This is a genomic window from Pseudomonas sp. CFBP 5748 (genome assembly GCF_053850495.1).
Genome location: NZ_JBSPTN010000003.1, coordinates 100,769 through 127,440, shown reverse-complemented (window position 1 = coordinate 127,440; position 26,672 = coordinate 100,769). Strand labels below are relative to the sequence as shown.

23 protein-coding genes are annotated in these 26,672 nt (G+C 62.4%); 9 read left to right on the top strand and 14 right to left on the bottom strand.

Translation table 11 applies throughout. From position 1 onward, the window contains the following. Positions 1-208: 208 nt before the first annotated feature. Together ACWNZ1_RS08260 and pssA are read right to left on the bottom strand one after the other, a co-directional pair. Entirely contained in the window at positions 209-1,225 is a 1,017-nt protein-coding gene (locus tag ACWNZ1_RS08260) for an AraC family transcriptional regulator (protein WP_256452853.1), read from the bottom strand. Between the two features lie 11 nt (positions 1,226-1,236). Next, positions 1,237-2,580 (bottom strand): CDP-diacylglycerol--serine O-phosphatidyltransferase, encoded by a 1,344-nt coding sequence (gene pssA / locus ACWNZ1_RS08255; protein ID WP_135845408.1) that lies wholly within the window; start codon positions 2,578-2,580, stop codon positions 1,237-1,239. A gap of 122 nt (positions 2,581-2,702) precedes the next feature. Here pssA and ACWNZ1_RS08250 point away from each other — a divergent pair, with 122 nt between their 5' ends. From ACWNZ1_RS08250 to ACWNZ1_RS08240, 3 genes are all read left to right on the top strand, one after another. Beyond that, complete coding sequence (locus tag ACWNZ1_RS08250) at positions 2,703-3,269, top strand: TetR/AcrR family transcriptional regulator (protein ID WP_256452852.1); 567 nt, start codon at positions 2,703-2,705, stop codon at positions 3,267-3,269. A gap of 49 nt (positions 3,270-3,318) precedes the next feature. Beyond that, on the top strand, positions 3,319-3,795 hold the full coding sequence (locus tag ACWNZ1_RS08245; RefSeq protein WP_135845406.1) for a nuclear transport factor 2 family protein: 477 nt from the start codon (positions 3,319-3,321) through the stop codon (positions 3,793-3,795). A gap of 251 nt (positions 3,796-4,046) precedes the next feature. After that, positions 4,047-4,448 (top strand): hypothetical protein, encoded by a 402-nt coding sequence (locus ACWNZ1_RS08240; RefSeq protein ID WP_135845405.1) that lies wholly within the window; start codon positions 4,047-4,049, stop codon positions 4,446-4,448. 36 nt (positions 4,449-4,484) lie between these two features. Here the strand turns inward: ACWNZ1_RS08240 and ACWNZ1_RS08235 are convergent, their stop codons facing one another. The 4 genes from ACWNZ1_RS08235 to ACWNZ1_RS08220 form a co-directional block, all read right to left on the bottom strand. Then, positions 4,485-6,908, bottom strand: a complete 2,424-nt coding sequence (locus ACWNZ1_RS08235) for a TonB-dependent receptor (protein ID WP_256452851.1) — start codon at positions 6,906-6,908, stop codon at positions 4,485-4,487. A 67-nt stretch (positions 6,909-6,975) separates the two neighbouring features. Next, positions 6,976-7,920, bottom strand: coding sequence for a FecR domain-containing protein (locus ACWNZ1_RS08230; protein WP_456027552.1), 945 nt, complete (start codon positions 7,918-7,920; stop codon positions 6,976-6,978). Further along, a complete protein-coding gene (locus ACWNZ1_RS08225; protein WP_135845402.1) occupies positions 7,920-8,429 on the bottom strand; it encodes a sigma-70 family RNA polymerase sigma factor in 510 nt (169 codons plus the stop codon). Before ACWNZ1_RS08225 ends, ACWNZ1_RS08230 begins: the two co-directional genes overlap by 1 nt. 177 nt (positions 8,430-8,606) lie before the next feature. After that, positions 8,607-9,128 (bottom strand): SgcJ/EcaC family oxidoreductase, encoded by a 522-nt coding sequence (locus ACWNZ1_RS08220; RefSeq protein WP_256452850.1) that lies wholly within the window; start codon positions 9,126-9,128, stop codon positions 8,607-8,609. Between the two features lie 161 nt (positions 9,129-9,289). Between ACWNZ1_RS08220 and ACWNZ1_RS08215 the strand changes: the two genes are divergently transcribed. Genes ACWNZ1_RS08215 through ACWNZ1_RS08200 form a run of 4 tightly spaced genes read left to right on the top strand, consistent with a single transcriptional unit; the run spans position 9,290 to position 13,912 of the window. Next, positions 9,290-10,474, top strand: a complete 1,185-nt coding sequence (locus ACWNZ1_RS08215) for a sensor histidine kinase (RefSeq protein ID WP_256452849.1) — start codon at positions 9,290-9,292, stop codon at positions 10,472-10,474. Further along, the gene (locus ACWNZ1_RS08210; RefSeq protein ID WP_135845399.1) at positions 10,471-11,139 is read left to right on the top strand and encodes a response regulator; all 669 of its coding nucleotides are present in this window, start codon (positions 10,471-10,473) and stop codon (positions 11,137-11,139) included. Before ACWNZ1_RS08215 ends, ACWNZ1_RS08210 begins: the two co-directional genes overlap by 4 nt. Further along, positions 11,136-13,448 carry an ATP-binding protein gene (locus tag ACWNZ1_RS08205; protein WP_256452848.1) on the top strand — a complete coding sequence of 771 codons (2,313 nt, stop codon included), beginning with the start codon at positions 11,136-11,138 and terminating at the stop codon, positions 13,446-13,448. Before ACWNZ1_RS08210 ends, ACWNZ1_RS08205 begins: the two co-directional genes overlap by 4 nt. Further along, a complete protein-coding gene (locus ACWNZ1_RS08200; RefSeq protein WP_135845397.1) occupies positions 13,445-13,912 on the top strand; it encodes a response regulator in 468 nt (155 codons plus the stop codon). Before ACWNZ1_RS08205 ends, ACWNZ1_RS08200 begins: the two co-directional genes overlap by 4 nt. Before the next feature lie 84 nt (positions 13,913-13,996). On the opposite strand, the gene ACWNZ1_RS08195 is transcribed toward ACWNZ1_RS08200, so the two are convergent. From ACWNZ1_RS08195 to ACWNZ1_RS08175, 5 genes are all read right to left on the bottom strand, one after another. Then, positions 13,997-14,806: an energy transducer TonB gene (locus tag ACWNZ1_RS08195; RefSeq protein WP_456027551.1), complete on the bottom strand. Its 810-nt coding sequence runs from the start codon at positions 14,804-14,806 to the stop codon at positions 13,997-13,999. Next, positions 14,803-15,249, bottom strand: coding sequence for a protein TolR (gene tolR, locus ACWNZ1_RS08190; RefSeq protein WP_135845395.1), 447 nt, complete (start codon positions 15,247-15,249; stop codon positions 14,803-14,805). The genes ACWNZ1_RS08195 and tolR overlap by 4 nt, the downstream gene beginning before the upstream one ends. Before the next feature lie 13 nt (positions 15,250-15,262). Continuing rightward, on the bottom strand, positions 15,263-15,970 hold the full coding sequence (gene tolQ, locus ACWNZ1_RS08185) for a protein TolQ (RefSeq protein WP_135845394.1): 708 nt from the start codon (positions 15,968-15,970) through the stop codon (positions 15,263-15,265). A gap of 64 nt (positions 15,971-16,034) precedes the next feature. Further along, complete coding sequence (locus tag ACWNZ1_RS08180) at positions 16,035-17,951, bottom strand: phytase (protein ID WP_456027618.1); 1,917 nt, start codon at positions 17,949-17,951, stop codon at positions 16,035-16,037. Positions 17,952-18,095: 144 nt separating this feature from the next. Beyond that, positions 18,096-20,618, bottom strand: coding sequence for a TonB-dependent receptor (locus ACWNZ1_RS08175; protein WP_456027550.1), 2,523 nt, complete (start codon positions 20,616-20,618; stop codon positions 18,096-18,098). Positions 20,619-21,079: 461 nt separating this feature from the next. Between ACWNZ1_RS08175 and ACWNZ1_RS08170 the strand changes: the two genes are divergently transcribed. Both ACWNZ1_RS08170 and ACWNZ1_RS08165 read left to right on the top strand, forming a co-directional pair. Continuing rightward, the gene (locus ACWNZ1_RS08170) at positions 21,080-21,994 is read left to right on the top strand and encodes a GGDEF domain-containing protein (protein WP_135845391.1); all 915 of its coding nucleotides are present in this window, start codon (positions 21,080-21,082) and stop codon (positions 21,992-21,994) included. A gap of 9 nt (positions 21,995-22,003) precedes the next feature. Continuing rightward, positions 22,004-23,041 carry an AraC family transcriptional regulator gene (locus ACWNZ1_RS08165; RefSeq protein WP_280944930.1) on the top strand — a complete coding sequence of 346 codons (1,038 nt, stop codon included), beginning with the start codon at positions 22,004-22,006 and terminating at the stop codon, positions 23,039-23,041. Between the two features lie 102 nt (positions 23,042-23,143). Here ACWNZ1_RS08165 and ACWNZ1_RS08160 read toward each other — a convergent pair whose 3' ends face one another. The 3 genes from ACWNZ1_RS08160 to nirB all read right to left on the bottom strand — a co-directional run bounded on the left by ACWNZ1_RS08160 (position 23,144) and on the right by nirB (position 26,612). Then, complete coding sequence (locus ACWNZ1_RS08160; RefSeq protein ID WP_135845389.1) at positions 23,144-23,584, bottom strand: CBS domain-containing protein; 441 nt, start codon at positions 23,582-23,584, stop codon at positions 23,144-23,146. Between the two features lie 80 nt (positions 23,585-23,664). Continuing rightward, entirely contained in the window at positions 23,665-24,051 is a 387-nt protein-coding gene (gene nirD / locus ACWNZ1_RS08155) for a nitrite reductase small subunit NirD (RefSeq protein ID WP_135845388.1), read from the bottom strand. Then, entirely contained in the window at positions 24,051-26,612 is a 2,562-nt protein-coding gene (gene nirB, locus ACWNZ1_RS08150; RefSeq protein WP_135845387.1) for a nitrite reductase large subunit NirB, read from the bottom strand. The genes nirD and nirB overlap by 1 nt, the downstream gene beginning before the upstream one ends. Positions 26,613-26,672: the final 60 nt, after the last annotated feature.

Genomic DNA, 26,672 nt, shown 5'->3' with positions numbered 1-26,672 from the left:
TGCTTGATGGCCTGGCTTCTCCGGCACCTGCACAGGCTTGTATCAAAAAGAAATGACGGTTTTGTGAGCGTGCCAGTCGCCTGAGCGAAATCCCTGTGGGAGCGGGTTTGCTCGCGAAAGCGGTATGTCAGTCACGGAGATGCTGGATTTGCCGGCCTCTTCGCGAGCAAGCGCGCTCCCACAGGATTCGGCGCGGCCCGACAACAGGTCAGTCGAGGTCGTTGAGAATCAAGCTGCGATAATGCCCCGGGTTGGAGCCGGACCACTTGCGAAACGCCTTGTAGAAGGAGCTGGCGTCGGCGAAACCCAGGCGCGAGGCGATGTCGACGAAACTGATCGAAGGCTCGGCCAGCCAGGTGATCGCCAGTTCCTTGCGCACGCTGTCCTTGAGGCCTTGATAGGTCTGGCCCTCCTCCGCCAGGCGGCGGCGCAGGGTGGACGCGGAAACACACAGCTGCTGGGCCAGGGCCTCGGTTTCCGGCCATTGTTGGGCGGGCAACTGGCGCAGGTCGTGCCGGATGCGGCTGGCGAGGCTTTGCGGGTCGCGGTATTTGACCAGAATGTTGGCCGGCGCCTGGGCCAGGAAGCGCTTGAGTTCTTCAGCGCTGCGCTTGATGGGCAGGTCCAGGAACTCGGCGGCGAAAATCATCCGGGTGCGGGGCCGGTCGAAGCGCAGGTTCTGGGAAAACATCACCCGGTAGTCGTCGCAGAAATCCGGTGCCGGACAGCGTAACTCGACGGAAAGAATCGGAATGCGCCGCCCGGCCAGCCAGCAGGCCACGCCATGGACGATCATCCAGTAGGTAAAATACGTGAACGGGCGACGCGGTTCCTGCTCGTCCTCCAACAGGACAATCTCCGCCAGACTCTGCTGGCGGACCCACTGGGCCGGCAGGTGCTCAAGCATCAGCGAGAGAAACCCCAGCGCCGCCGTCAACCCGCTCGCCAGTGTCGGCTGGGCCATGGCGCATTGGCAGAGAAACGCCAGGCTGCCGGACTTGAGCTTGCGCGGGTCCATGCCGAAGAACTCGTCATCCCGCCGCCGGGCCAGCAACCGCCACAGCCGAGCATAGGCATGGGCCGGCACACGCGCCTGAGCATCGCCGAGCAACGCCGGGTCGATACCGACCTTGCTCAGGACTTCTTCGGTGGCGGCGCCGGGAGCGCAGCTTTGCAGCAGCGCCTCACGCACCAACTGGATGGAGATGGTGTCTTTTTCCGACATGGCGCGGGTGTTCACAGGATCCGGTAAAGCAACCGCTCGATCCGCACCCGGCTGACCCGCTTGAGAAACTTGCCGACTGCTGCGGGGTAGTCCGGCAGGGTCTCCAGGTCCTGGTAACGTTCGATCCGGCGAGTATGCCGATAGATCTGCTCAAGTTCGGCCTGGCGCGGCGCAAGCAACTCGCCCTTGGGGTCGTCCAGCAACAGGGCGTTTTCCAGATCCAGGCGAAAGGCCCGCGGATTGAGGTTGTTGCCGGTCAGCAAGGTGTAGCGCTCGTCGACCCACATGCCCTTGAGGTGATAAGTGTTGTCGCCGTCACGCCACAAGTGCAGGTTCAACTGGCCGCTGTCGATGTAGCGCTGGTGCCGTTTGGCGAAGCGCCGCAGGCTGATCTCATAGAGATAGGGCAGCGCGGCGATGATCTTGAACGGCTCGCTCGGCGCCATGTAGAAATCGTTGGCGGTCTTGTCGCCGACGATGATGTCGATCTTCACCCCGCGGGCCAGGGCGCGGTTGATCTCGCGGGTCACGGCCAGGGGCAGGTTGAAGTATGGCGTGCAAATGGTCAGTTGCTGACGGCTGCTGGCGATCAGCTCGCCGATCACTCGGCTCAGCGGGTTGTTCTTGCCCACACCCAGCAGCGGGCTTACCGACAGGCCGCTCTTGTCGACGCTACCGGTGGTGGTGTCATACGTCGCGTACTTGAGGCGGCTGCGCAGGTCACCAATGTCCTTGCGCAGGCTGCGGGTGCTGGGCAGGTTCGGCAGGTCCAGGCGATGCACGGCCTTGGACGCAATCAGACCATGCTGCACCAAGTGCTGCAGCGAGTCGGCCAGAGGCGTGCTCTGCAGCAAGTGATAGCGGTCGTAGCGATACTTGTCGAACTTGTGCAGGTAGACGTTATTCAGGCTCGCGCCACTGTAGAGCACGCAGTCGTCGATCACGAAGCCTTTCAAGTGCAACACGCCGAACAGCTCGCGGGTTTGCACCGGTACGCCGTAGATCGGCACTTCGCTGGCATGGGTGCGCGTCTGTTCCTGGTACCACGCCGAGTTGCCCGGCTGCTTCTTGGCGCCGATCAACCCACGTTGGGCCCGCAGCCAGTCCACCACCACAACGATGTCCAGTTCGGGACGCGCGGCTTTGGCAGCATGCAGGGCATCGAGAATTTCCTGGCCGGCCTCGTCCTCTTGCAGGTACAGGGCGACGATGTAGATGCGCTGGGTGGCCTGAGCAATTTTCTCCAGCAGGCAACGGCGGAACTCGGCGGCGCCATCGAGGATGGTCACCGCATCGGCGGTCAGTGCAAAGCTGCGCAGTTTGGGCAGCAGGGAGCGTTTGAAGAGCGACGGCATAGGGCTCGCAAAAGGTCGATTCCGAAGAACGGATGAGCTTACACCATGGGATGGGGTGGGGTCTTCCCGTCGTCATGAAAAAAGATTTGACCAAGGAGAACGATCGTTCTACTGTAAGCCACATGAACGAAATCAATAGCAATGAAACACGAGACATCATTCTCGATGTCGCCGAAAAGTTGATCTATAAAAGTGGCATCGCCGCCACTGGCATGGACCTTCTGGTGAAAACTGCCGGCGTCTCCAGGAAAAGTATCTACCGCTACTTCACCAATAAGGACGATCTGATCCTGGCCGCCCTCAAGCGGCGGGATGAACGTTGGATGCACTGGTTCAGTACCGAGGTCGACAAGGCCCCGACACCGGCAGCACGGTTGCTCAACCTGTTCACCGTGCTCAAGGGGTGGTTCGACAGCGAAGGTTTTCGTGGCTGTGCGTTCATCAATACCAGCGGCGAAACCGGCGATCCACAGGATCCGGTGCGCCAACTGGCGAAGCTGCATAAACAGAAGTTACTCGATTACGTGACCCGGTTGTGCGTAGAGCAAGGTGTCGAGAAGCCCGACGCGCTGGCCCGGCAACTGCTGATTCTGATCGACGGCGCCATTACCGTGGCGCTGGTCATGGGCGACCACAGCGCTGCGGATCATGCCCAGGACATGCTGGAAACTTTATTAGTAAGCCGTTGATAACACCCGTCCCATTGAACCCTTGTGCAACTTAACCTGGAGATCTGCCATGTCATCCCCTGAAGTTCGCCCGCCCCTGCCGCCTTTCACCCGTGAGTCAGCCATCGAAAAAGTTCGCCTGGCTGAAGACGGCTGGAACTCGCGCGATCCACAAAAAGTGTCCATGGCCTACACCCTCGATACCCAATGGCGCAACCGCGCCGAATTCGCCCATAACCGCGAAGAAGCCAAGGCGTTCCTCACCCGCAAGTGGGCCAAGGAACTCGATTACCGGCTGATCAAGGAACTCTGGGCCTTCACCGGCAATCGCATCGCGGTGCGCTACGCCTACGAATGGCACGACGACTCGGGCAACTGGTTCCGCTCCTATGGCAATGAGAATTGGGAGTTTGACGAGCAAGGCCTGATGTACAACCGCTACGCCTGCATCAACGACATGCCCATCAAGGAAAGCGAGCGCAAATTCCACTGGCCCCTGGGCCGCCGGCCGGATGATCACCCGGGGTTGTCTGAGCTGGGGCTGTAGGCCCGACACACCGCTTTCGCGAGCAAGCCCGCTCCCACAATGGATCTGTGATGAACGCAACCTTTGTGGACACCACCAAACCCTGTGGGAGCGGGCTTGCTCGCGAAGGGGTCGGCACATCCAAGATTGCTGTGACTGACACACCACCTTCGCGAGCAAGCCCGCTCCCACATAACAGGGTTGACCCGCGTGCCCTCAGGCATCACATTGCCTGGAGCCAGTTTCGTGATGTTGCAGACTTTGTGAAGCCCATGACCGCGTCGCCCCCGATCCGTCCCCCCTGCCCGCCCGGCGTCTGCGATTGCGGGCGTGATGCGTTGCTGCAAACGCCTGGCAGCGACCTGCGCATCCTGTGCTTGAACCGCCAGGAAGAAAAGCGCCTGCTTGAACGATTGGAGAACATCCAGAGCCTTGATGAACTCCAGCGTTTGCAGCAACGCCTGTACGAAAACCTGGGGATCCGCCTGACCGTCGAACCCGGCTACAACGAAGTACGAACCATGCGTGGCATTGCCATCGAATTCCAGGATCAACCCGGCCTGTGCCGCAAGATACGTCAATCGATCCCCACCGCCATACGGCGCGGGCTGGAAAAACGCCCTGAAATCGCCTGGCGTTTGCTCGATGCCCACGACCTGTTCCGCGATGCCTGAACGCAATCGGCTCCCTCCTTGGAGCCGCACAGTAGCCTAGAAGTCGACGGTTGCGGACAACAGGTAGGTGCGCGGGGTCGCCAGCGTCAAGCCTGGCTCGCTGTCATCCGAGGCCCCGGCCGAACTCCAGTAGCGCTTGTCCGCCACGTTCTCGACATTGGCACGCAGGGTGATGTGCTTGTCGTCGACCTTGAACGCGTAGCGTGCCCCCACGTCAAAACGCTCCCAGGAGTCGATTTCCTTGGTGTTGGCCTGATCCAGGTACTGCGAGCTGGAATAGATGCCGCGGCTGGTGAGGGTCAGTCCTTGTACGGTCGGCACGTCCCATTCGGCCCCCAGGTTGACGTTGTATTTCGGTGTGGCGGGTGCGCGGTTGCCATCGAAATTGCCGTCGGTGGTGTTGGTCAATTTGCTGTCGATGTACATGACGCCACCGAGCAAACGGGTACCCTTGAACGGTTCACCGAACACACTCAGTTCCACACCGGTGTTTTCACGCTTGCCATTGGGGCCGAAAACCCGCGTCGTGGCGTTGGTCTCGTAGGCCGGCTGCTTGATCCGGAATACGGCGACGGTAAAGGCGAACGGGCCCGCGTCATACTTGCCTCCGACTTCAACCGAACGGCTGATGAACGGTGGGAAGATCTCATCCTCGTTGTTCGACGTTGATGGCGCGATCTTGCCCTGGCTCAAGCCTTCCATGTAATTGGCATACAGCGACAGTTTGTCGGTGGCCTTGAACAGGATGCCGCCCGACGGCGAAACCTTTACCTCGTCGTAGGCGGTGCGGCCTTTGACGCCATTCGACCAGTCGTCAACCTCCACTCGCTGCCAGCGGGCGCCAAGGGTCAGTAGCAAGCGGTCATCGAAAAAGCCCAAGGTGTCCGACAACGCCACGCCGCTGTAATGGTTCTCGGTGTAGACCTTTGGATCTGACCGCGTGATAACGCTCGGCGTTGGTGTTTCCACCGGGTCATACAGGTTGCTGTCGGACTGACCGTAACGGGCGCCACCATTGGTGAAGTCCATGTAGAAATAGCTGGCGGCCAGGTTGACTTCGTGGCTGACCGGCCCGGTATGGAACCAGTTGCGCACCCCGGCATTGGCGGTCCGGACATTCTCGTCGCGGGTGAAATCACGGGGTTGAACGCGGAAATCCCCAGCCTCGTTGAGGACCGAAACGGCATGCCGGAGGAACTCATGATTACTTTTGCGCGCCCCGGCACCACCGTACAGCATGACGGAGTCGTTGACATCGAACTCAGCGTTTATCGCGCCGAAAGTGTCCTGGGTGCGCGCCTTGCTCCAGGACTGCGCATAGTTGCGATCCACATCGCTGGCACGAGGTACCGGCGCAGCGGCGGCGACCTGGACACGTTCTTGCGGCGCATCGGTATCACGTTCGGTGCGCCCGATGTCCGTCGAGATTCGCAAGCGCTCACCGCGAAAATCCAGGCCTAGCACGGCCATGTCACGGTCAACACTCTGGTGATCCCATTCTGTGTCGCCGGACTGCTTCACACCGTTGAAGCGGATACCGAACTTGTTCTCTTCACCAAAGCGCCGCCCCACATCCACGGCTCCGCCGAGCTGGTTGTTGGACGCATAGCTGCCGGTGAACGAGGTGATCGGTTTGTCCGTGGCGCGCTTGGGCACCACGTTGATCCCGCCGCCCACGCTACCCCGTGGCGAGATACCGTTGATGAGCTGGGTCGGGCCCTTGAGAATGTCGACGCGATCCGCCATCTCCATGTCGATCGTATAGGTGGGCAGGACGCCGTAGAGACCGTTGTAGGCGACATCACTGTTGAACAGGCTCAACCCGCGAATGGTGAACTGCTCATAACGCCCGCCAGCCGGATTGGTGGCGCGAACCGACGGGTCGCTGGCAATCAGGTCGCCCAAGGTACGCGCCTGCTGGTTCTTGACCGTCTGGCTGGTGTAGGTGGTCATGCTGAACGGCGTTTCCATGAAGTCGCGCGAGCCCAGCAGGCCTTGCGACCCGCGGCGTGCAACCTGGCCGCCGGCATACACCTCGTTTTCGGTCGAGGCTGCGGCGCCGAGAATCGATGTGGGGGCCAGTTGCAGGGAGCCGCCTTCTGGCGCGGGGGTCAGGATGTATGCCTGCTCGCCTACCGGCTGAAGTTGCAGGCCGGAGCCCTGCAACAGCCGGGCAAAACCCTCCTGCACCCCATACTCACCCGAAAGCCCGGCGCTGTTGCGCCCGCTCACCAGGGCCGGGTCCACCGACAGGTTGACACCCGCCAGCCCGGCGAAGCGAGTCAGCGCCGCGCTGAGGCTGCCAGCCGGCACCTGATAGCTGCGTCGGGCCACTTCTTCGGCCTGGCTGGATGAGATGAAAAATGGACTGGTGCCCAGACTCAGAATGAGACTCAGGTTGAACAGCGCGCGGCAGCCGGCAACGGCTGGACGAAAACGCAAAGGTACTGCTGCGGACATTGGAAGGCGCTCTCATTTTTGTTCAGTTGCCATGAATGACAAGCGAGACAAAAAAAGGGGACAGGCTTCACGCAATATTTTTGCGCGGCGTTAACGTGACCCAGTAGCGGGTGCGCATTTGCACATCCAGCGGCAAGCTGGCCGAGAGCAGCGCGAGGATACGGTCGGTGTTTTCCAGCCGAAAGCTGCCGGTGACACGCAGGGATTCCAGGGCTTGGTCCCAGCGCAATACACCCGGACGATAGCGACCCAGCTCGCGGAGAAAATCCCCCAGCGGTTGGTTATGTGCCACCAGCACCCCGTCGCGCCAATCCGGTTGCGCTCCGTCAAAGGCCCCCACCGGCCCCGCACCCGCCGCCTGGAGGCTGACTTGCTGGCCTTGCTCCAGCATCAGCGACGGCCCGCGCAACGGCTGCAGCGGCACCGAACCGCTAACCACCGAGACCCGACAGCGGTGTTCGCTCAAGCGCACGCAGACCTCACCGCGACTGACAGTAATGAGCCCATAAGGCGCTTGAACGGCCAATGGTGTAGTGCCTGTGACCTTGAGGGCCACCTCGCCCCGTACCAGTACCAACCGCCGGGCCTTGAGGTCCAGGTCCACGGCGCTGTCAGTGTTCAACTGCAGGGTGCTGCCATCGATCAACGACCACCGCCGTTGTTCGCCCGTGGCAGTGTGCAAGTCGGCACGCCAGACCTCCAATGGCAGCTCTCGCCCCAGCAGCCACGCGGCCGGCACCAATGCGGCGACGCCCAAGGCGCGCTTGAGCACCGCACGCCGGGCCATTGCCGGACGATCCAGGGTCGCCATGCCCAACGAGGGCGGCACCCCGGCGAATCGCTCGCGCAAGCGCAGCGCCTTTTGCCAGGCCGCTTCGTGGTCCGCGCTGCTATCGCGCCAGCGTTGCAGGGCGGCCGAGTCGAACGCGTCACCGTCGAACTCCATCAGCGTCAGCCAGCGCGCAGCCGCCCGGGCGGCTTCACGGGCTTCGGGCGATGGCGCCGGGCGCATCAAAAGTCTACCAACAGGCAGTGCTCGTAGGCCTGGGCCATGTAGCGCTTGATGGTGCGTTCGGACACCTGCATGCGCTCGGCTATCTCTCGATAGCCAAGGCCTTCGAGCTGGCTCCACAAAAAAGCCCGTCGCACCAGGGGCGGCAGGCCGTCGAGCAATTCGTCCAGGGCTTGCAGGGTTTCCAGCAGCAGCCAGCGCTGTTCCGGAGACGGCACACTGTCTTCGGGCAGGCTCGCCAGGGCATCGAGGTACGCCTGCTCCAGGTTGCGGCGGGTGTAGAAATTGCTCAGCAGACGCTTGCCGACCGTCAGCAGATAGGCGCGAGGCTCGTGCAAATCGGCCAGCGGTTGGGCGCTGGACAGAACGCGCAGAAACGTATCCTGACGCAGGTCCGCCGCATCCCAGGCATTGCCCATGCGCCGTCTCAACCAGCCTTCCAGCCAGCCGCCGTGGTCGCGGTACAACGCATGGAGGGAGTGCTCCGTCGGCGTAGCTGCGTCAAACATGTCAGGAAGCCTTGCGCAAAGAATGTCTCAAATGAGACTGATTCTAATTAATGTTCGCAGGCTAATCCAAGCTCTTTATGCAGGACCGTGAAAATACGCTGAAGGCCTATGGCTTTGGGAGAAGTCGCTGGGCTGCCAAGCAGCCCAGCGACAGCACCCTCGGCACAAGGCGCGGTATCAGTGACTGGCGTGCAATGCTTTCGGCACTTCGGGCATCGCCGATGAGTGATGGTTGATAATCTTCCACTGACCGTCGAGACGCTCATAGAGGAAGGTATAGCGCGCCTGGACATCACGTTTTGAACCATCGGCATTGGTGAGCGTGAAGGTATAGACTCCACTGTCCATCGCCGCGTCGGGCCCCAGATGACGGATCTCCCGGTAGTTGATCTGGCCGACCGGTTTAGCCGCCAGAAAGTGCTCGAAGTAATCCTGGATCTGCGCTGGCGTGTTGCGCACCTTGTTGGAAACAGTCGGTTGCAAAATTGCGTCCGGGGCGTAGAGGCTTGTCACCGCGCTGGCGCTGCCGGTTTGCAACGCGGCGTTCCAGCGATCGAACAGCGCAGCGACCTCACGGTCATTCACGTTCTTGGGCTGTTCGGCCACGGTGCGGTACACGTAAGGCGTGGCCTCGGCGGCATGAACCAACGGCGCGCCCAGCAGGAAAAAGGCAGCGATGGCACAGGTTTTCATTTTCATCAAAGCGTTCCTTTGGGTTTCAATGAGCCCACTTTGCCGGCCTTCGCGGTCTTCGCCATCGGCCAACCGGTGCGTATCGTCTATGCCATTCGGCAGATAGGCCCAGTGTCGATGGCAGGCTTTAATGACGCCACCGCGCCCCTTCACGCTGGAGTTTTCCTATGCAAAGCCCACCTCATGACCCCGGCAGCGCCCTGGCCATCCGCAGCCAGTATCGCCAGTCGCAAAGCCGTGCCGCGCGCCTTGGCCTGTTATTGGGCGCCGGCCATGAGCTGACTCAACTGCCATTGGCGCAGATGCGTCAACGCGCCGTGCAGCGGGCCTGCGCGTTCATGGCCATGGACCACGGCCTGTTGCTGGAATGGGCGCCAGATACGCCGCTGCGCACCGTCGCCAGCCACGGCAGCGGCGAACGCCTCGATCTGCTCGCCAGCCTGGCCCAGCCGCCCTCGCCCGGCCCGCAATGGCTGGAATATCCCGACAGCGCCCTGCCCCAGGTCCTGCGCGTCCCGCTGCGGGCCTCCGACGGCGCGGTGTTCGGTGCATTGATGCTGGGCAACAGCGTGGCGCTCGGCGCACCGGACAACGAAGACATCGAGTCGCTGCAATTGCTGGCGACCCTGTTGGCGGCGCACCTGGAGAACAGTCGTCTGCTCGAAGCGCTCCAGGCCCGTGAGCGCACCATGTCCGAGCTGGTCCATCGGTTGTTCAGCGCCCAGGAGGACGAACGCAAGCGCGTGGCTTACGACCTGCATGACGGGCTGGCGCAGAACCTGGCCGGGTTGCATCAGCGTTTGCAAGGGTTCGCTGGTCGCTGCCCATCCCTGGCTCCGGAACTCGCGAACGAGTTGCGCACGATTCTTGACCTGGCCCAAGGCTGCGTCGGCGAAGGCCGGCAACTGATCGGCGGCCTGCGCCCCCACGTGCTGGACGATTTCGGCCTGTACAAAGCCGTCGACAAGGAGGCCGATCGCCTGCGTGACGCGGGCCTGACGGTGCATTGGGCCGAACACAGCGCGGCTCGCCTGCCGGGCCACACGGAGATCGCCCTGTTTCGCATCGCACAGGAAGGTATCAACAACATTCTTAAACATGCCCAGGCCAGCCACGTGTGCCTGGGGCTTGCGGTGGAGGACGGCCACGCTTGCCTGCGAGTGGAAGACAACGGCCGTGGCTTTGCCCTGGAACAACCCATCGAGACCAACGGCACCTGCCACCTGGGGTTGGCCGCCATGCAGGAGCGCGCCAATCTCTTGGGCGGCCACCTGACCTGCTGCAGTCAACCCGACAACGGCACCCGATTACTCGCCAGCGTGCCGCTACCGGCCCACGGAGTCCACCCATGAACCGTCCTTTACGCCTGCTGTTGGCCGATGACCATGAAGTCACCCGCACCGGGTTTATCAGCATGCTGGCCGGCAACCCGGGGTTCGAAGTCGTCGGCCAGGCCAGCGATGGCCAGGAAGCCCTGGACCTGTGTGAACGGCTGCAACCGGACATCGCGATTCTCGACATCCGCATGCCGGTGCTCAACGGCCTGGGCGCGGCGCGGATCCTGCAGCAGCGCCAGCCTGCGATTAAAGTGGTGATCTTCACCATGGACGACAGCCCCGACCATCTGGAAGCCGCCATCGGTGCGGGCGCCGTCGGTTATCTGCTCAAGGATGCCAGCCGCGATGAAGTGCTGGACGCCCTCAAACGGGTGGCCCAGGGCGAAGAGGCGCTGAACAGTTCCGTTAGCGCGCGCCTGCTGCGGCGCATGGCCGAGCGCAGTGCCAGTGGCGCCACCCAGGTCCAGGCCCTGACAGCACGCGAGCGCCAGGTGCTGGGGCTGGTGGCCGGCGGTTTCAGCAACCGTGAAATCGGCGAAAAACTTGGCATCGCCCCCGGCACCGCCAAGGCCCACGTGGAACGAGTCATAGGCAAGCTGGGCGCCGCCGACCGCACCCAGGCCGCCGTGCGCGGCGTTGCCCTGGGGCTGGTGGCGCAACCTGCCGGGCAATGGCCATGAGGTTTCTCGCCGCCCGCCGCTGGGCCGACCTGCCATTGCGGGGCAAGGCACTGGTGGTGATTTCCCTGCCGCTGGTGGTGCTGTTGCTGTCGCTGGTACTGATTTACATCACCGAACGCCAGACCGCGCGGGCCGAGGAGGACGTGCGGCGGGTGCTGCTGGTCCAGGGTGATATCCAGACAGTGCATACCCTGCTGGCCGAGGCCGCGGCCAGCGTGCGCGGTTACCTGCTGACCCGCCGTGAAGACTTCCTGCCCAGCTACGAGCAGGCCACACCGCTGATCAAGGCCGCGTTGCAACGACTGGACCAGAACATCCGCGACGCCAAGATGCGCGAGCACCTCAAGACCATCACCCCGCTGATCGCCGACAAACTCGACGGGTTGGTCGCGTTGCGCAACGGCAAGGCCGGGGACACCGAGGCCATCACCGCGATCCTGATCGAAAACAAACAAGTATTGGATGTGTTGCGCGAGCAGATCAGTGCCATGCGGGTCCGCGAGGATGCCTTGCTCGCCGACCGCAGCGCCGCCGCCTCGGCCACGCGCATGCGGTTGTTGTTCGCCACCCTGTTGGCGGCGGTGTGCGGGCTGTTCGGGGCGATTGTCGCAGTGCTGTTCCTGTCCAAGGGCATTGTCGCCCGGGTCCAGCAGGTGCAAGGCAACGCCCAGCGCCTGGCATTGGGCCAACCCCTGCTGCCGCAACCGCCGGAGCAAGACGAAATCGGCCAACTGGGCACTCGCCTGGTGGAGGCCGGGCAACTGCTTGCCGAGCGTGAGCGTGCGCTGCGCGATAATGAAGAGCGCTTGCGGCTGATCATTGACGGGGTGAAGGACTACGGGATCTTCGCCCTGGATGCCCAAGGCTATGTCACCACTTGGAACGCCGGCGCCGAACGGATCAAGGGCTACACCGAGCAGGAAATCCTCGGTCGGCATTTTTCCCTGTTCTACCTGGTCGAAGAATGCCCGGCGCACCCGGACATGGCCCTGCGCGAAGCCACCCGCGACGGTCATTACATGGAGGAAGGCTGGCGTTGCCGCAAGGACGGCAGCCGTTTCTGGGCCAGCGTGGTCATCACCGCCCAATACGACAGTACCGGCGCCCTGCGCGGCTTTTCCAAGATCACCCGCGACATCACCGACCGACGCGCCGCCGAGATCGCCCTGCGCACCGCCCGCGAAGAAGCGGAAAGCGCCAGCCGGGCCAAGAGTGAGTTTCTCTCGCGCATGAGTCACGAACTGCGCACGCCGCTGAACGCCATCCTCGGCTTTGCACAACTGCTGGACATGGACTCCACGGCAGGCCAGCGCCCCCAAGTCAGTCACATCCTGCGTGCCGGCCAGCACCTCCTGGCATTGATCAACGAGGTGTTGGACATCGCCCGGATCGAGGCCGGGCGCCTGCCGCTGAACATCGAGCCGATCGCCCTGTCGACGGTGTTGCACGAAGCCCTGACGCTGGTGTCACCCATGGCGGCCGATGCCGGGATTCATCTGGCCGACCTGCCGCCACTACCCGATGGCAGCGGTGTGCTCGCCGATCGTCAGCGTCTGGTGCAGGTCTTGCTCAACCTGTTGTCCAACGCCATCAAATACAACCGGCCCGGTGGTGAAGTACGCATTGAAGTGACGATACAGGCCCGACAAGTGAGCATCGCCGTCAGCGATACCGGCCATGGAATCGCTCTCGAACAGTTGGATCACCTGTTCAAGCCCTTCGAGCGCCTGGACGCCGATCCCCAGGTCGAAGGCACTGGCCTTGGGCTGTCCTTGAGCAAGAGCCTGCTGGAAATGATGCAGGGCAGCCTCCAGGTACACAGCGAGCCGGGACAAGGTTGCTGTTTCACCCTGCAGTTGCCTGGCACCCTGGTGTCCGGCGCCCATCTGCCACCCATCGCGGCACTGACGGTGACGCGCCCGCCCGTCGAGTATCACGGCAAAGTCCTGTGCATCGAAGACAACCTGTCGAGCCTGGCGCTGATCGAGACCCTGATGCAGCGCCGCCCCGGCATTCAGCTGTTGTCGAGCATGCAGGGCCAGATGGGCCTGGACCTGGCCCGCCAGCACGCTCCGCAGTTGATCCTGCTGGATGTAACCCTGCCGGACCTGGATGGCCTGGAGGTGCTGCGGCGCCTGCGCCACTCCCCGGCCACCGCGTCGACGCCGGTGCTGATGATCACCGCCGACGCCAGCGACCTGACTCACCGCACCCTGCACGACGCCGGCGCCACGGCGATCCTGACCAAACCCATTCATATCCAGGCCTTTTTGGGCCACCTCGAGCACTATTTACCGGAGCCCGCATGAATCGCGATTTACGCATCCTGATCGTCGACGATCAGCGCCCCAACCTGGACCTGATGGAGCAACTGCTGGCCCGCGAAGGGCTGCACAATGTGCTGAGCAGCACCGAGCCCCTGCGCACCCTCGACTTGTTCAACAGCTTCGAGCCGGACCTGGTCATCCTGGACTTGCACATGCCGGCGTTCGATGGCTTCGCCGTGCTGGAACAACTCAACCGGCGCATCCCGGCCAACGACTACTTGCCGATCCTGGTACTGACCGCCGACGCCACCCGTGACACCCGCCTGCGCGCCCTGGCCCTCGGCGCCCGGGACTTCATCAGCAAACCCCTGGATGCGCTGGAAACCATGCTGCGCATCTGGAACCTGCTGGAGACCCGAGCGCTGTACAAGGCGTTGCGCGACTTGATCCCCTCCCAGCAGATCGAACTGTTGCGTCAGCATCGGCCAACTGTCGATCCGGTCTAGAAGCGAACCATACCCTCGCCACAAAGGCAGTTGAGCCTGTATCAATTCGCCTGCCACTGGGGGATCCTGTATCGGCTCGGTTTTTTATTTGATCCGGTAGTGAAAGGTGTTGCGCACCGCCAGCACGGTCACGGCCTTGCCTTCGACGATACGCGGTTGGTAGCGGAAGGTCTGGGCGGCGGCCAGGGATGGTCGGATGAACAGCGGATGGCAACCGTCGAGCACTTTGGGGCTGGCGATCCTTCCGTCCGGCGTCACGCTGTACTCCACGGTGCAGTCACCTTCCAGGCCCTTGTCCAGAGCTCGTTGTGGATAGTCCGGGGCCTCTTTGCTCAGGGGTTGATAGCTGCGACTGTCGGCGGCAGCCAGGCGTGCCTGTTCGGCGCGACGTTGTTGTGCGAGCGCTTGGGCCTGCTGAGCCTGTTGCTGTCGCTCGGCGGCCTGCTGCTCGGCTTGCTGCTCGCGTCGTTCGCTCTCCTGGCGTTCACGTTGCTGTTGGGCTTGTTGCTCGCGCTTTTGATCCTCCAGCCGTTTGCGGGCCAGGACCGCCTGTTCCAGCTTTTGCGCCTGGGCACGCGGATCCGCTACAGGCTTGACTGGCGCGGGGCGTGGCGTTTCTACCGGCGTCGGGATGGAGACGACCGGTGGCAGGGCAACAGGGGCTGGCACAGGGGCTTCGGGCACTGGTGACGCCGGCAACATCACCAGTTGCGTGTGCAGCACCCGAGGCAACTCGGCCGCCGGCTTCTCCACGTTCCAGCCCAACACCAGCAGCGCAGCCACCCCGACATGCAAGGCCACGGCGAGCCCGGCCGCAAGGCTGTTTTTCCAAACGCCGTTGCGCGTCAAGGCAGACAAGCTCAGGGATGGACTGTGCATGATCATCGCCGTCATCGGGGGGCCTCGGTCACCAACCCCAGGTTGCTCACCCCGCCCTGCTGCAAGGCGGCCATGGCCGCGACGACCCGACCGTAGTCGGCATGATCGTCGGCACGAATGTACACCTGGGTATCGCTACGTTCAGCGACGACCTGAGCCACCTTGATGCGCATCTGGTCCAGGTCCACGGCACTGTCGGTCTGGTGCTGGGTGTCCAGTTCACCACCGAGGTTCCAGTAATAGCCACCCTCGGCCTTCACCGACAGGGTCAGGATCTGCTGGCGACTGTCGTTGGCCAATGCCTCGCTGGCGACCTTGGGCAGTTCGATCTTCACCCCCTGGGTCAGCATCGGTGCGGTGACCATGAAAATCACCAGCAGGACCAGCATCACGTCGATGTAAGGCACCACGTTCATTTCAGCCTTGGGTCCGTGCTTGCGTTGCGGTTTGACTAGCATCTGCCCTCTCCTTTCAAGCGGCCGTGGCCAGGTTCACCGAGGCACCGTGCAGCTTGCGGTGCAAACGGGCCTGCAACTCGTTGCCAAAGGCGTAGTAGCGGGTCAGCAAGGTCTGGCCGCGGGCAGCGAAACGGTTATAGGCAATCACCGCGGGAATCGCTGCGAACAGGCCAATGGCCGTGGCGATCAACGCTTCAGCGATGCCCGGCGCAACGGTGGAAAGGCTGGCCTGTTGTACTTGGGACAGGCCGATAAAAGCATTCATGATGCCCCAGACAGTGCCGAACAAACCGATGTACGGGCTGACCGAGCCGACGGTGGCGAGAAACTGCAGGCCTTTTTCCAACTGTATTTCTTGTTCGCTGATCGCCACCTGCAGCGAACGCTCGACGCCTTCGAGCACCACTTCCGGTGTGCTTGAGGGTTGGTTGAGCTGAGTGAAGGCCAGCACGCCCGCCTGGAAAATCGGTGTTATGCCACCCTCCTCTTCGCGAGCCTGCGCCGTTTCCCGGTACAGCGGCAGCAGATCCTGGGCGCTACGAAAGCGCTGCATGAACCCCTTGAGCTGCCGCTCGTTGCGTTGCAGCACGGCGCCGCGCTGGATGATCAGGTACCAGCTCAGCAGTGAGGCCAGCAACAGCGTGAGCATGACCGCCTTGACCAGCAGACTCGCGTCACTGATCAGGCCCCAGATCGTCATGTGTTCCAAAGTGGCTTGCATGGGTAAAACTCCTGTCTGGCGGCTATTCGATGAAATGTTCGTGACCGGTTGATGACAACGTCGCTCAAGGCAGGCCCAAGGCTTTTGCCACGTCTATCCAGGGCACGAACTTGAAATTCTGGGCCTGCTCGGGCATCCGCTTGCGCCCGTCCTGGACCACCAGCATCCCCTGGTTCCAAGGCCCGCCAAGGTTCACCGAGGTGACTTCCAGGCCATCGGTTTCCGAGGCACCGTCGATGCCCGCAGCAGCGTTCAGACCGACCCGAAAAGCGCCACGCACGGCGTAGGGCGGTTCGGCATCGAGCACCAGGTAGCTGTCGTTGCCTTGGCTGGAGACCACCAGGTAATCGTGGTCAGCCCCCTGATACAGGGCGATACCTTCGACATCAGCGTGCAACTGCGGGCCAACCTTGATCACGCCGCTCAATGTCGTTGGCTGGTCGGCCCGAGCATCCACCGCCCAGACGCCGACGTCTTCCTCGCCGAGAAACAAGCGCTGGCGCCGGTCATCGGCGACACAGCCTTCGGGCTGGCTATCGACGCTGAACTGGCGCACCAGCTCGCCTTTCACCACGCCGTCCGGCGCACTGAGGCGGTATTGCAAATAGCGCCCGTCCTTGCCGTTGGCAAACGCATACAGTTCACCTGCGTGGGGCTGGAACAGGCAGATGCCGTAGATTTCCTTGAGTGGTGTAGGGATCTCGCCGGCCTCGCGCAATTGGCCACTGGTACGGTCAATGCTGAACAGACTCAGGCTGTTGCGATCGCGGTTGCTGGCGACCGCGAGATCGACGGTTTGCGCACCCAGCTTGAAGCCACCGCGCACATCGACGTTGTTCAGGCGCCCCACCGCAAGCTCCTGCAGCAGCTTGCCTTGCAGGTCATAGCTCAGCAGCCCCTGTTTCTTGTTGGTGCCCAGTACCCGGCTCAACGCCGGCGTCGTCGGATGGACCCAGATCGCCGGGTCATCCGCCGCGTCGCCCTGGCGAGCCACCGGTTCGCTCTGGCCGATAGCGGCAACACTGGGCAGGAGCGGCGACACCGGCACCGGAGCGGGTTGCCAATCGACTTCACCTTGGTACAGGCGCCCACTGTCATCGTCGCGCAGCAACACTTCGATGCCGGTTTTTGTCGGGCGTACCGCGATGCTTTCCGGCTCCTTCAGGCCCGGCAGCGGCAGGCTGGCCCTTGACGCCCAGCCTTCGCTGTCCTGCTGATAAAGATGCAACTGCGCAGCTTCAGGGTCCAACCCCAGCAAGCCACCCGGCAACACGGCCATGGCCCCCGCCGCTTGCCGGATGTCGCCGAACGGTATGCGCATCGCCACGGGCACCCGCACGGTCTCGGCCTCGGAGGATGCCGGATAGACCCACCAGCCCACCCGCTCTTCGTTGACGAACAACTGGTGGGTGTCGTCCTGCACCTGGCAGGTCTTGGCGTCCGGTGGCAACGGCAGGCCGCGCACCCATTGCGCGGTGCCGCTCAGATGCTCGCCATTGCCGACCAGCCATTGCTCGCCCTTGCCTTCCTCACCCACCAGAAACACAAACAGATTGCTCGCGTCATCGCGGTACAGACACAGGCCGCTTACCGGAAAATCCCGTGTCGGCAGATACAGAGGGGTTCCCCACTGGCGCTTCTGCGGGTCGAGGCTGACCAGCAACGCCTGCTGACGTGCGCCATCGAGGCTGGCGACCAGAGCATTCGGCCCCAGGGAGCGGCTGTCGAGACCTTCATAGCTGCCCTCCAGGCGCGCCAGTTCAAGGCCTTGGGCATCGAGCAACAACAAGCCCTCGCGGGCGCTGGCCAGCCGCTCGGTCGTTGACGGGCCAGGCAGGAATGCCAGGGCGTTGAGCGAGAGTTCCTGGGATGGAGACCAGGGTTTCAGTATTAGCTTGGGAGCCGCGGGAGCCGCCAGGGCGGGGACCGCCGCCAGGCTGACCAGCATCGCCAGCAGGTAGCGCTTGGGTAAAAGCAACATCGTGTTCAACGCAAAAGTCCTTGTCATTAGGCCAAACTCAAACGGGCTTGTTGCTCACTTCCGTGGCGAGGGCTTTCATCCCTGTGGGAGCAAAGCTTGCTCCCACAGTTGAATCTCCTCGCCAGAAGTGGTCAGCCTCGCAATCTAGAAATGGGTAAAGGTCAGGCCCAGCTTGTAGGTCGGGCCATACTCTTCGTACTGGCCGTTGTAGGAGCGGTGGCCGGTGTAGACGAAATACGACTCGTCAGTGAGGTTCTGGGCCTCCAGGCTGACCTGCAGGTTTTTCGTCAGCGAATAACGGGCGCTGAAATCGACGAAGGTCTGGGCGTCGACGTGCAGGTCATGGGCACGGTCGCTGATAGACGCCAGTTCATAGAGGTAAGCCGACTTGTAGTTGGCCGACAGGCGCAGGCTCAGCTTGTCGTTTTCCCAACCCAGCATCAGGTTGCCGACGGTGTTCGATTGGTTTGGCAGGTCGATGCTGCGTTTGCGCTGGGTGCCACTGGCCTGGTCGAAGCCTTCGATCTCGGCATCCGAACGGCTGAAGGTGGTGTTGGCCCCCAACAGCACGCCGTTCCAGGGGGCCGGCAGCCAGTCGAATTTTTGCGAGTAGGCCAACTCCAGGCCATAGAGCTTGGCGCTGTCGCCGTTGGCGTAGCTGTGGGCTTCGGCAAAGTCGGTCCAGGCGCCAGTGCCCGCCAGGTCGGTGTTGTAGACGAAGTTCTTGATGTCCTTGTAGAACACGAAAGCCGAAACAGTGCCGGCATGGCCCATGAAGTGTTCGATACCCAAATCCAGGTTGCTCGACTCCAGCGGCTTGAGTTCCGGGTTGCCGAAGGTCGCCTCGTCATCGTCGATGACAAAACCCGGCGCCAGTTGGCCGAAGGTCGGGCGCACCACGGATTTGGTCCAGGCCGCTCGGACCTGGGTGTTCTTGTCCAATTGGTAGCGTGCATGCAGGCCTGGCAGCCAGTGGTGGTACTTGCGACGGGTCTCGGTGTCAGTGAACACGCCGTCAGTAGCACCGGTGCCCTTGGCGTCGAATTCAGTGCCTTCGTAGCGCATGCCGGCGATGAAGCGCCAATCATCGATATCAACGGTGTTCATCAGGTACGCGGCGTTGATGTCCTCGCTCATTTTGAAGTCGTTGACCCGGGACTCCTGTTCGTCAAAAAAATCATCGCGATTGAGGCCACCGAGCAACTGTTTGATGGCATCGGCGCTGATGCCCGGGCCGAAGCGTCCGAGCCGATAATCAACGTTACCTTTCTGGAATTGCCCGAGGTTGAGCTGGTCATCGGTGAAACCCAGGTCATCAAAATCTTCGTAGACCCAGGCGTTGAGGTCATTGTCCTTATCACGTCGGCTGACTTTGCCACCGAATTTGACTTGGGACGCATAGCCGCGCAAGTCGTAGTCCCGGGCCAGGTCCAGGCGCAGGTTTTTCTCGGTGTCGGTGGTCTTCTGCTCCTCCCAATCCACCTTGTCGAGGGTGAAGTTGGCGGGGTCATAGAACCCCGAGCCGATGATCGGCCGCGGCTTGTCGTTGTCGTAGAAACCGCCGTTGAAACCGTCGATGCCTTCGAAAGTGGCACCAGCGATGTGGCCGGGGCTGTCTTCGCTGGACTGGCTGTAGCCGCCCTGGCCACTCAGGGTCCAGAGCCCGAACATCCGTTCGCCACCGAGTACGTAGGATTGGATTTCCTGGGTTTCTTCACGTTGCTTGAGCTTGCGCTCACCCTCCGCGTCCCCCAACTCACCCGCCGCTTGTGGGTCTTCAAAGGCGATGCTGGCGGCGTTGCGGGTTTCGCTGTCCTTGTAGCGGCTGTACAGCGTGCGCAGGTAATAGCTGCTGAAGTCATCGGGCTTGTAGTCGAAGTTCAAGCCGCCACCGGCACGCTCGCGGCGGATGTCGTAATCACGCTGTTCGAACTCTTCGAGGCGTGAGCCTTGCTCGAAATTCCAGGCGCCGCCGGTTTCAACGTTGTCCGAGCCAAAGTCGCGCTTCTGCCAGCTCAGCGCCGCGGCCACGCCGAAATTGTCGATACCGTCGCCAAGGCTGAAGCGGTCGCTGATGGCGCCGGAGAATTTCGGGCTGGTCTGGCCGGTGTTCTTGTCGTAGCTGGCTTCACTGCTGCCGGTGTAGAACAGGCCCTTGTGGTCGAAGGCCGAGAGGCTTTTCACGTCCACCGTGCCGCCCAGGGAGTTGGCGTCCATGTCCGGCGTCAGGGTCTTGATCACCGACAACGACTGCACCAGCTCCGAAGGCAGCACATCCAGGGCAACCGCCCGACGTTCACTTTCCGGGGCCGGCACCAGGGTACCGTTGATGGTCACGCTATTGAGGTCCGGCCCCAGGCCGCGCACGCTGACAAAACGGCCTTCACCCTGATCGCGCTCGACGCTGACACCGGGCAGGCGTTGCACTGCTTCTGCGACGTTTTCGTCCGGCAATTGGGCCACGCCGTCGGCATGCACCACGCTCTTGATCGTGTCGGCGCTGCGTTGTTCCTTGAGGGCCTGGTCGATGCTGGCGGCCTGGCCAACCACTTCGACGTGTTCAGTGCTCGCCTGCTCGGCGGCGCTCAGCCGCTCACTGGCAATGGCCATCGCCAATGCGGTGAACGTGAAACCGACGAACCCGGCAGTGCTGGTGCGGTGGTGCATGATGGTCCTCCCCAGGAATCCGAACATCCGCCAGGCAATGGCCCGGCAACTGGGAGGGCACGCTAGGGGTGGCGAATGACGGTTCTGTGACAGGGTTTGGCTGGAGGGGGTGAAATGCGCTGATTTGAGGGGGTTGGCAGATCAAAATGAGCTGAAATGACCCACGGAAATAGAGATTGAACATCTTCCGTGGCGAGGGAGCTTGCTCCCGTTCGACTGCGCAGCAGGCGCGGATCGGAGAATGCGGTTTGTCTGTCGGAACCGTGGCGCCAGGTTTTGGGGGCGCTGCGCACCCCAGCGGGAGCAAGCTCCCTCGCCACGGTATGCGTGTTGACCACGAAGAATCCAGTTCAAGCGATGAGCTGATTCGACCTCCCCCAGCTATTCGCCTGTCGTCACCGCACTGTCACATCCATCTGCTGTGCTGGGCCGCATTCCGCTTCTGGCAAAGGATTCCGGCCATGTTCTCCGTGCTGCGCCCGCACCGCCTCAAACTCGCCCTGCTCCTGCTGGCGGCCAACCTCGGGTTGATCCTGCACTTGGCCAGCGGTGAGCTCAAACCCGTCGCGCAGTGGGTCTGGCTGGATATTCTCGGTGAAGGCGGATCCGCGTTGCTGGCGCTGGTCTGGCTCGGCCTGGTACTTAAAAGCCGCCCGGCCGGGCGGGTGACCAATTACCTGATCCTGGGCCTGGGTTGCATCTTCTTTTCCTGGTGGATCGACAGCCTCGACGAATTCATTCGCTTGCCCGACAGCATCACCTGGGATCACTGGCTCGAATCCGGGCCGATGCCGGTGGGCATGATCCTGCTGACCCTCGGCATTTATCATTGGCACCGGGAACAGTTGGCAATCAACGGGCAGATGGAGAAGCGCGAGCGGTTGTTCCGCGAACACCGCTTGTTCGACAAACTCACGCCGTTGGGGGGCGCGGATTTTCTCAAGCATGAGCTGTCCGCCAGCCTGGAGGACAGTCGGCGCCGCCAACAGCCACTGTCGCTGCTGGCCCTGGATCTGGATAACTTTACCGCCATCAACCAGCGTTTTGGCCATGGCGAGGGCGATGCGGTGTTGCAAGCCGTCAGCCAGTTGCTGGTGTTGAACCTGCGTCGCCAGGATCTGCTTTGCCGCCTGGCCGGAGATCGTTTTGTGGTGCTGTTGCCCGACACTGGCGAGAGCCAGGCCCAGCGCCTGGCCCTGGAGCTGGAGATCGCGGTTCGCAGCCTGGCCCACAAGACCCGACAGCACGGCGAGCGTTTGCAACTGGTCGCCAGCACGGCGGTGGTGATGGCGTTCGACGAGTCTCCCGAGGCCCTGCTCAAACGACTCAACCTGGCATTGGCCCAGTCCCGGACCACGCTGGCGAAAAGCGCCTGAGGCCGTTCCATGACACTCAAGACCTGCGGATACGAAACCGACAGTCGCTTCATCCCGGGGCACTATCAGCCCGCCGCGCTGATCGACCTGGCGCTGTCGCGGGACATCGACAGCCATCGCCTGCTGCGCGGCACCGGGTTGTTCCACGAGGATATCCTGGCCGGACAGAGCCGTATCAGCCCGCAGCAGTTTCTCGGCCTGATCGACAACAGCCGGCGCCTGCTGGATGCCAGCGACAGCAGTTTCCTGCTCGGCCAACGGTTGCTACCGGGGCATTACGGGCCGGCCAGCCATGCCTTGCGCCATGCGCAGAATCTGCATCAGGCCCTGGAAACGCTGATTGAGCAGCAGGCGCTGCTCAGTCCACTGGCCGCGCCGCGCCTGCTGCTGGACGAGCACTATGCCTATGTCCATTGGCTGGACAGTTGCGGAGCCGATGAACAGTGGCGCTTTGTGCTGGAAGCGAGCATGACCTCGATGGTCGCGATGAGTGCCTGGCTGAGTGGCGAACGCCTGCCCTGGCAGTGCAGCTTTCGCCACCGTGAGCCACGTTACGTCGAGCAATATTGGGTGCACCTGGGTGAACATACGCTGTTCGACCGGCCGCTGGACCTGATGCGCCTGCCCCGCCATTGCCTCGCCCAGCCCTGGCCTGACGTGTCTGCCACCGCTGGCCAGGTGGCGCGGATCCAAGCCCGGGAACAGCTTGATCAACTGGACTTTGCCTCAAGCTTTCTGGATTGCGTCTACGACTACCTGCACGCCCATGTGCAGCAGACGCCAAGCCTGGAACAGACCGCCCAGGCCTTCGCCATGAGCCCGGCGACCCTCAAGCGCAAGCTGCACAAACACCACACCGGGTTCCAGCAACAGGTGGACCGGGTACACACCCATGTGGCGTTGTACTTGTATCAGGTCAAGGGGTTCAGCAACGAGGAGGTAGCGCAGTACTTGCGCTTCAACGACACGGCGAATTTCCGGCGCTCGTTCAAGCGCTGGACCGGCAGTACGCCGAATCTGATCCGGCAGTTGTTGGCGTTGGGTTGAGATTTGTCGCGGCTCAAGAAACGCTTAGGGCGGAACGCTCTTGTGGCGAGGGAGCAAGCTCCCTCGCCACAAGAGCCGCGTTTTTTCGAACACAGCGCGGAGTCAGTGCCCGCGGATGTAGTGCTCCAACTGCCGAATCAAATCCGCCTGCTCGACAATCGCCTCTTTCACCAGATCACCAATGGACAACAAGCCAATCAACTGCCCGTTATCCAGCACCGGCAAATGCCGCAGGTGGCTGTCGGTCATGACTTCCATGCAACGATCAATGCTTTGCTGGCTGTCGGCAGTGATCACTGGCGCGCTCATGATCGTGCGCACCGCCGTGCCCACCGAGGAGCGTCCTTGCAGCACCATCTTGCGCGCGTAATCGCGCTCGCTGAACACGCCCACCACTTGACCGTCTTCGATCACCGGCAGCGCGCCGACGTTTTTCTCGGCCATGATTTGCAGCGCTTCGAGCACCGTCTGTTCCGGGGCGATGCTGTGGACCTGCTGGTTCTGCACACTTTTGAGTTTCACCAGTTGAGCGGCGGTTTTCATTGTTAATCCCCAACTTCAGTTAAAGGCGATACCAACCAAACAACAAGACTTGAGCCAGGCGTCACAGGATTGTGTTTGCTTCAGTCTTCGCCAATCTCAACCACATCGCCATTCAAGCGCACCGGCCACACCCGCAGCCGCTGCTCTGGATATTCCAGGCAATGGCCGTCCTCCAGGCGGAAATGCTGTTTGTACATCGGCGAGGCAATCACCAGATCCCCCTTGATGCTGCCCAATAAGCCGCGGCCGATGACGTTCGCACCGGACTTGGGGTCGCGGTTGTCGATGGCGTACAACGGCTTGTCCTGATGCTCGGGCAGGTACAGCAACGCCACCTGGCTGCCGTCGTGCCAGGCGACCACGCCGGAATTGGGCACCAGGTCCTCACGGCTGCACAGGGCTCGCCATTGGGCCGGTTCCTGGTCCGCGGCGCGGGTGGGGATACGAACGACGTTTGACTGGCTCATCAGAGCACCTCCTCGGTAACGGGAATCAGGTGTAGTTCACCGGCGTGAACGGGCCGGCGCTGGCCACGTTCGCGGACGAAATGAACGTCCGGATCGCCGCGTTTGTCGTTGACGAAGGTGCGGAAACGCTTGAGCTTTTCCGGATCCTTGAGGGCGTTGGCCCATTCGCATTCGTAGCGATCGACCACCAGTTGCATCTGGGCTTCGAGCTCGGCGCCCAAGCCCAGGCTATCGTTGATGATCACGTCCTTGAGGTAGTCCAGGCCGCCTTCCAGGCTTTCGCGCCAGACCGAGGTCCGTTGCAACTTGTCGGCGGTGCGGATGTAGAACATCAGGAAGCGGTCGATGTAGCGGATCAGGGTCTCGTCATCCAGGTCGGTGGCGAACAACTCGGCGTGCCGCGGGCGCATGCCGCCGTTGCCGGCCACGTAGAGGTTCCAGCCCTTCTCGGTGGCGATCACGCCGACGTCCTTGCTCTGGGCTTCGGCGCACTCACGGGTGCAGCCGGACACCGCGAACTTGAGCTTGTGCGGCGAGCGCAGGCCTTTGTAGCGATCCTCAATGGTCAGGGCCATCTGCACGCTGTCCTGCACGCCGTAGCGGCACCAGGTGCTGCCCACGCAGGATTTCACCGTGCGCGTGGATTTGCCGTAGGCATGCCCGGTTTCGAAACCGGCTTCGATCAGCTCGGCCCAGATGTCCGGCAACTGGTGCAATTGGGCGCCGAACAGGTCGATGCGCTGGCCGCCGGTGATCTTGGTGTAGAGGTCGTATTTCTTGGCGACCACGCCGATGGCGATCAGTTTGTCGGCGGTGATTTCCCCACCGGCGATACGCGGCACCACCGAGTAGGTGCCGTTTTTCTGCATGTTCGCCATGAAGGTGTCATTGGTGTCCTGCAACGCCACCAGGGACGGGTCCATGATCGGCTGGTTCCAGCACGACGCCAGGATCGAGCCCACCGCCGGTTTGCACAGGTCACAACCAGTGTGACCACGACCGTGCTTGGCCAGCAGCTCTTCGAAGCTGATGATCCCTTCCACCCGCACCAGGGCGTAAAGCTCCTGGCGGGTGTAGGCGAAGTGTTCGCACAGGCTCTTGTCGACGCTGACGCCACGGGCGATCAGTTCGTGTTCGAAGACCTGCTTGACCAGGGCTGCGCAACCACCGCAACCGGTACCGGCCTTGGTGTCGCATTTAAGTTGGCCCAGATCGGTGCAGCCGCCGTCGATGGCCGAGCAGATCGAGCCTTTGGTGACGTTGTGGCACGAGCAGATAGTCGCGGTTTCGGGCAATGCCGCAGGGCCCAGGGTCGGGGCGCCTTCGGACGAGGGCAGGATCAGGCTGGCAGCCTCCTTGGGCAAGGCGATGCCGTTCTGCATGTATTGCAGCAAGGTGTCGTAGTAGCTGTTGTCGCCCACCAGCACCGCGCCGATCACACGCTTGCCGTCGGCATCCACCACCAGTCGCCGGTAGCTGGCGCTGGTTTCGTCGATGAACTGGAAGCTGCGCGAACCCGGCGTGTTGCCGTGGGCGTCGCCGATGGAGCCAACGTCCACACCGAGCAACTTGAGCTTGGTGGACATGTCGGCACCGGTGAAGGCTTCACCGTGTTCGCCGCACAGGCGCGCCGCGACGTTGCGGGCCATCTGGTAACCCGGGGCGACCAAGCCGAAAATGCTGCCGTTCCAGGCCGCGCATTCGCCGATGGCGTAGATATCCGGGTCGCTGCTCAGGCAATGGTCATCGATGACCACGCCCCCACGCGGGCCGATTTGCAGGTCGCTCTGGCGAGCCAGGGCGTCCTGGGCACGGATACCGGCGGAGAACACGATCAGGTCGGTTTCCAGGAAATCGTCGTCGGCGAAGTTCATCCGATAGCGGTATTGCTCACCGGCGCTGATGGACTGGGTGCCCTTGGACAGGTGCACGCCAACGCCCAATTTCTCGATGCGCGCCTTGAGGGCCAAACCGCCCTGGGTGTCCAACTGCACCGGCATCAGCCGCGGAGCGAATTCCACCACGTGGGCTTCCAGGCCGAGGGTCTTCAGCGCGTTGGCCGCTTCCAGGCCCAACAGGCCACCCCCGACCACCACGCCACGGCGGGCATTGCTGGAAGCGGCGCGGATGGCATCCAGATCCTCAAGGGTGCGATAGACCAGGCAAGAATCACCTTCGGCGCCTTCGATGGGCGGCACGAACGGGTAGGAACCGGTGGCGAGTACCAGTTTGTCGTAGTGAATGCGCTCCTGAGCGGTCACGACCTGGTGCGCGTCACGGTCGATTTCCAGGACCGGTACGCCCAGGTGCAACGTGACGCCAGGCGTTTGGTACAACGAAGCTTCGCCCAGGGCCAGGGACTCGGCGTCACGGCCGGAGAAATACTCGGACAGATGCACGCGGTCATAGGCGCGCATTGGCTCTTCGCTGAACACGTGCAGGCGGTAATGATTGAGGGCACCGCGCTCGATCAGTTGCTCGACGCAGTGATGGCCGACCATGCCATTGCCGATCACGATCAGCGTTTGCAGCTTGTTCAGAGAAGCAACGTTGGTATTCATAAAAAGCACCCGACAAAAGCCCATCACGATTTTGAAAGCAAAAAAAAGACGCCTGAAACC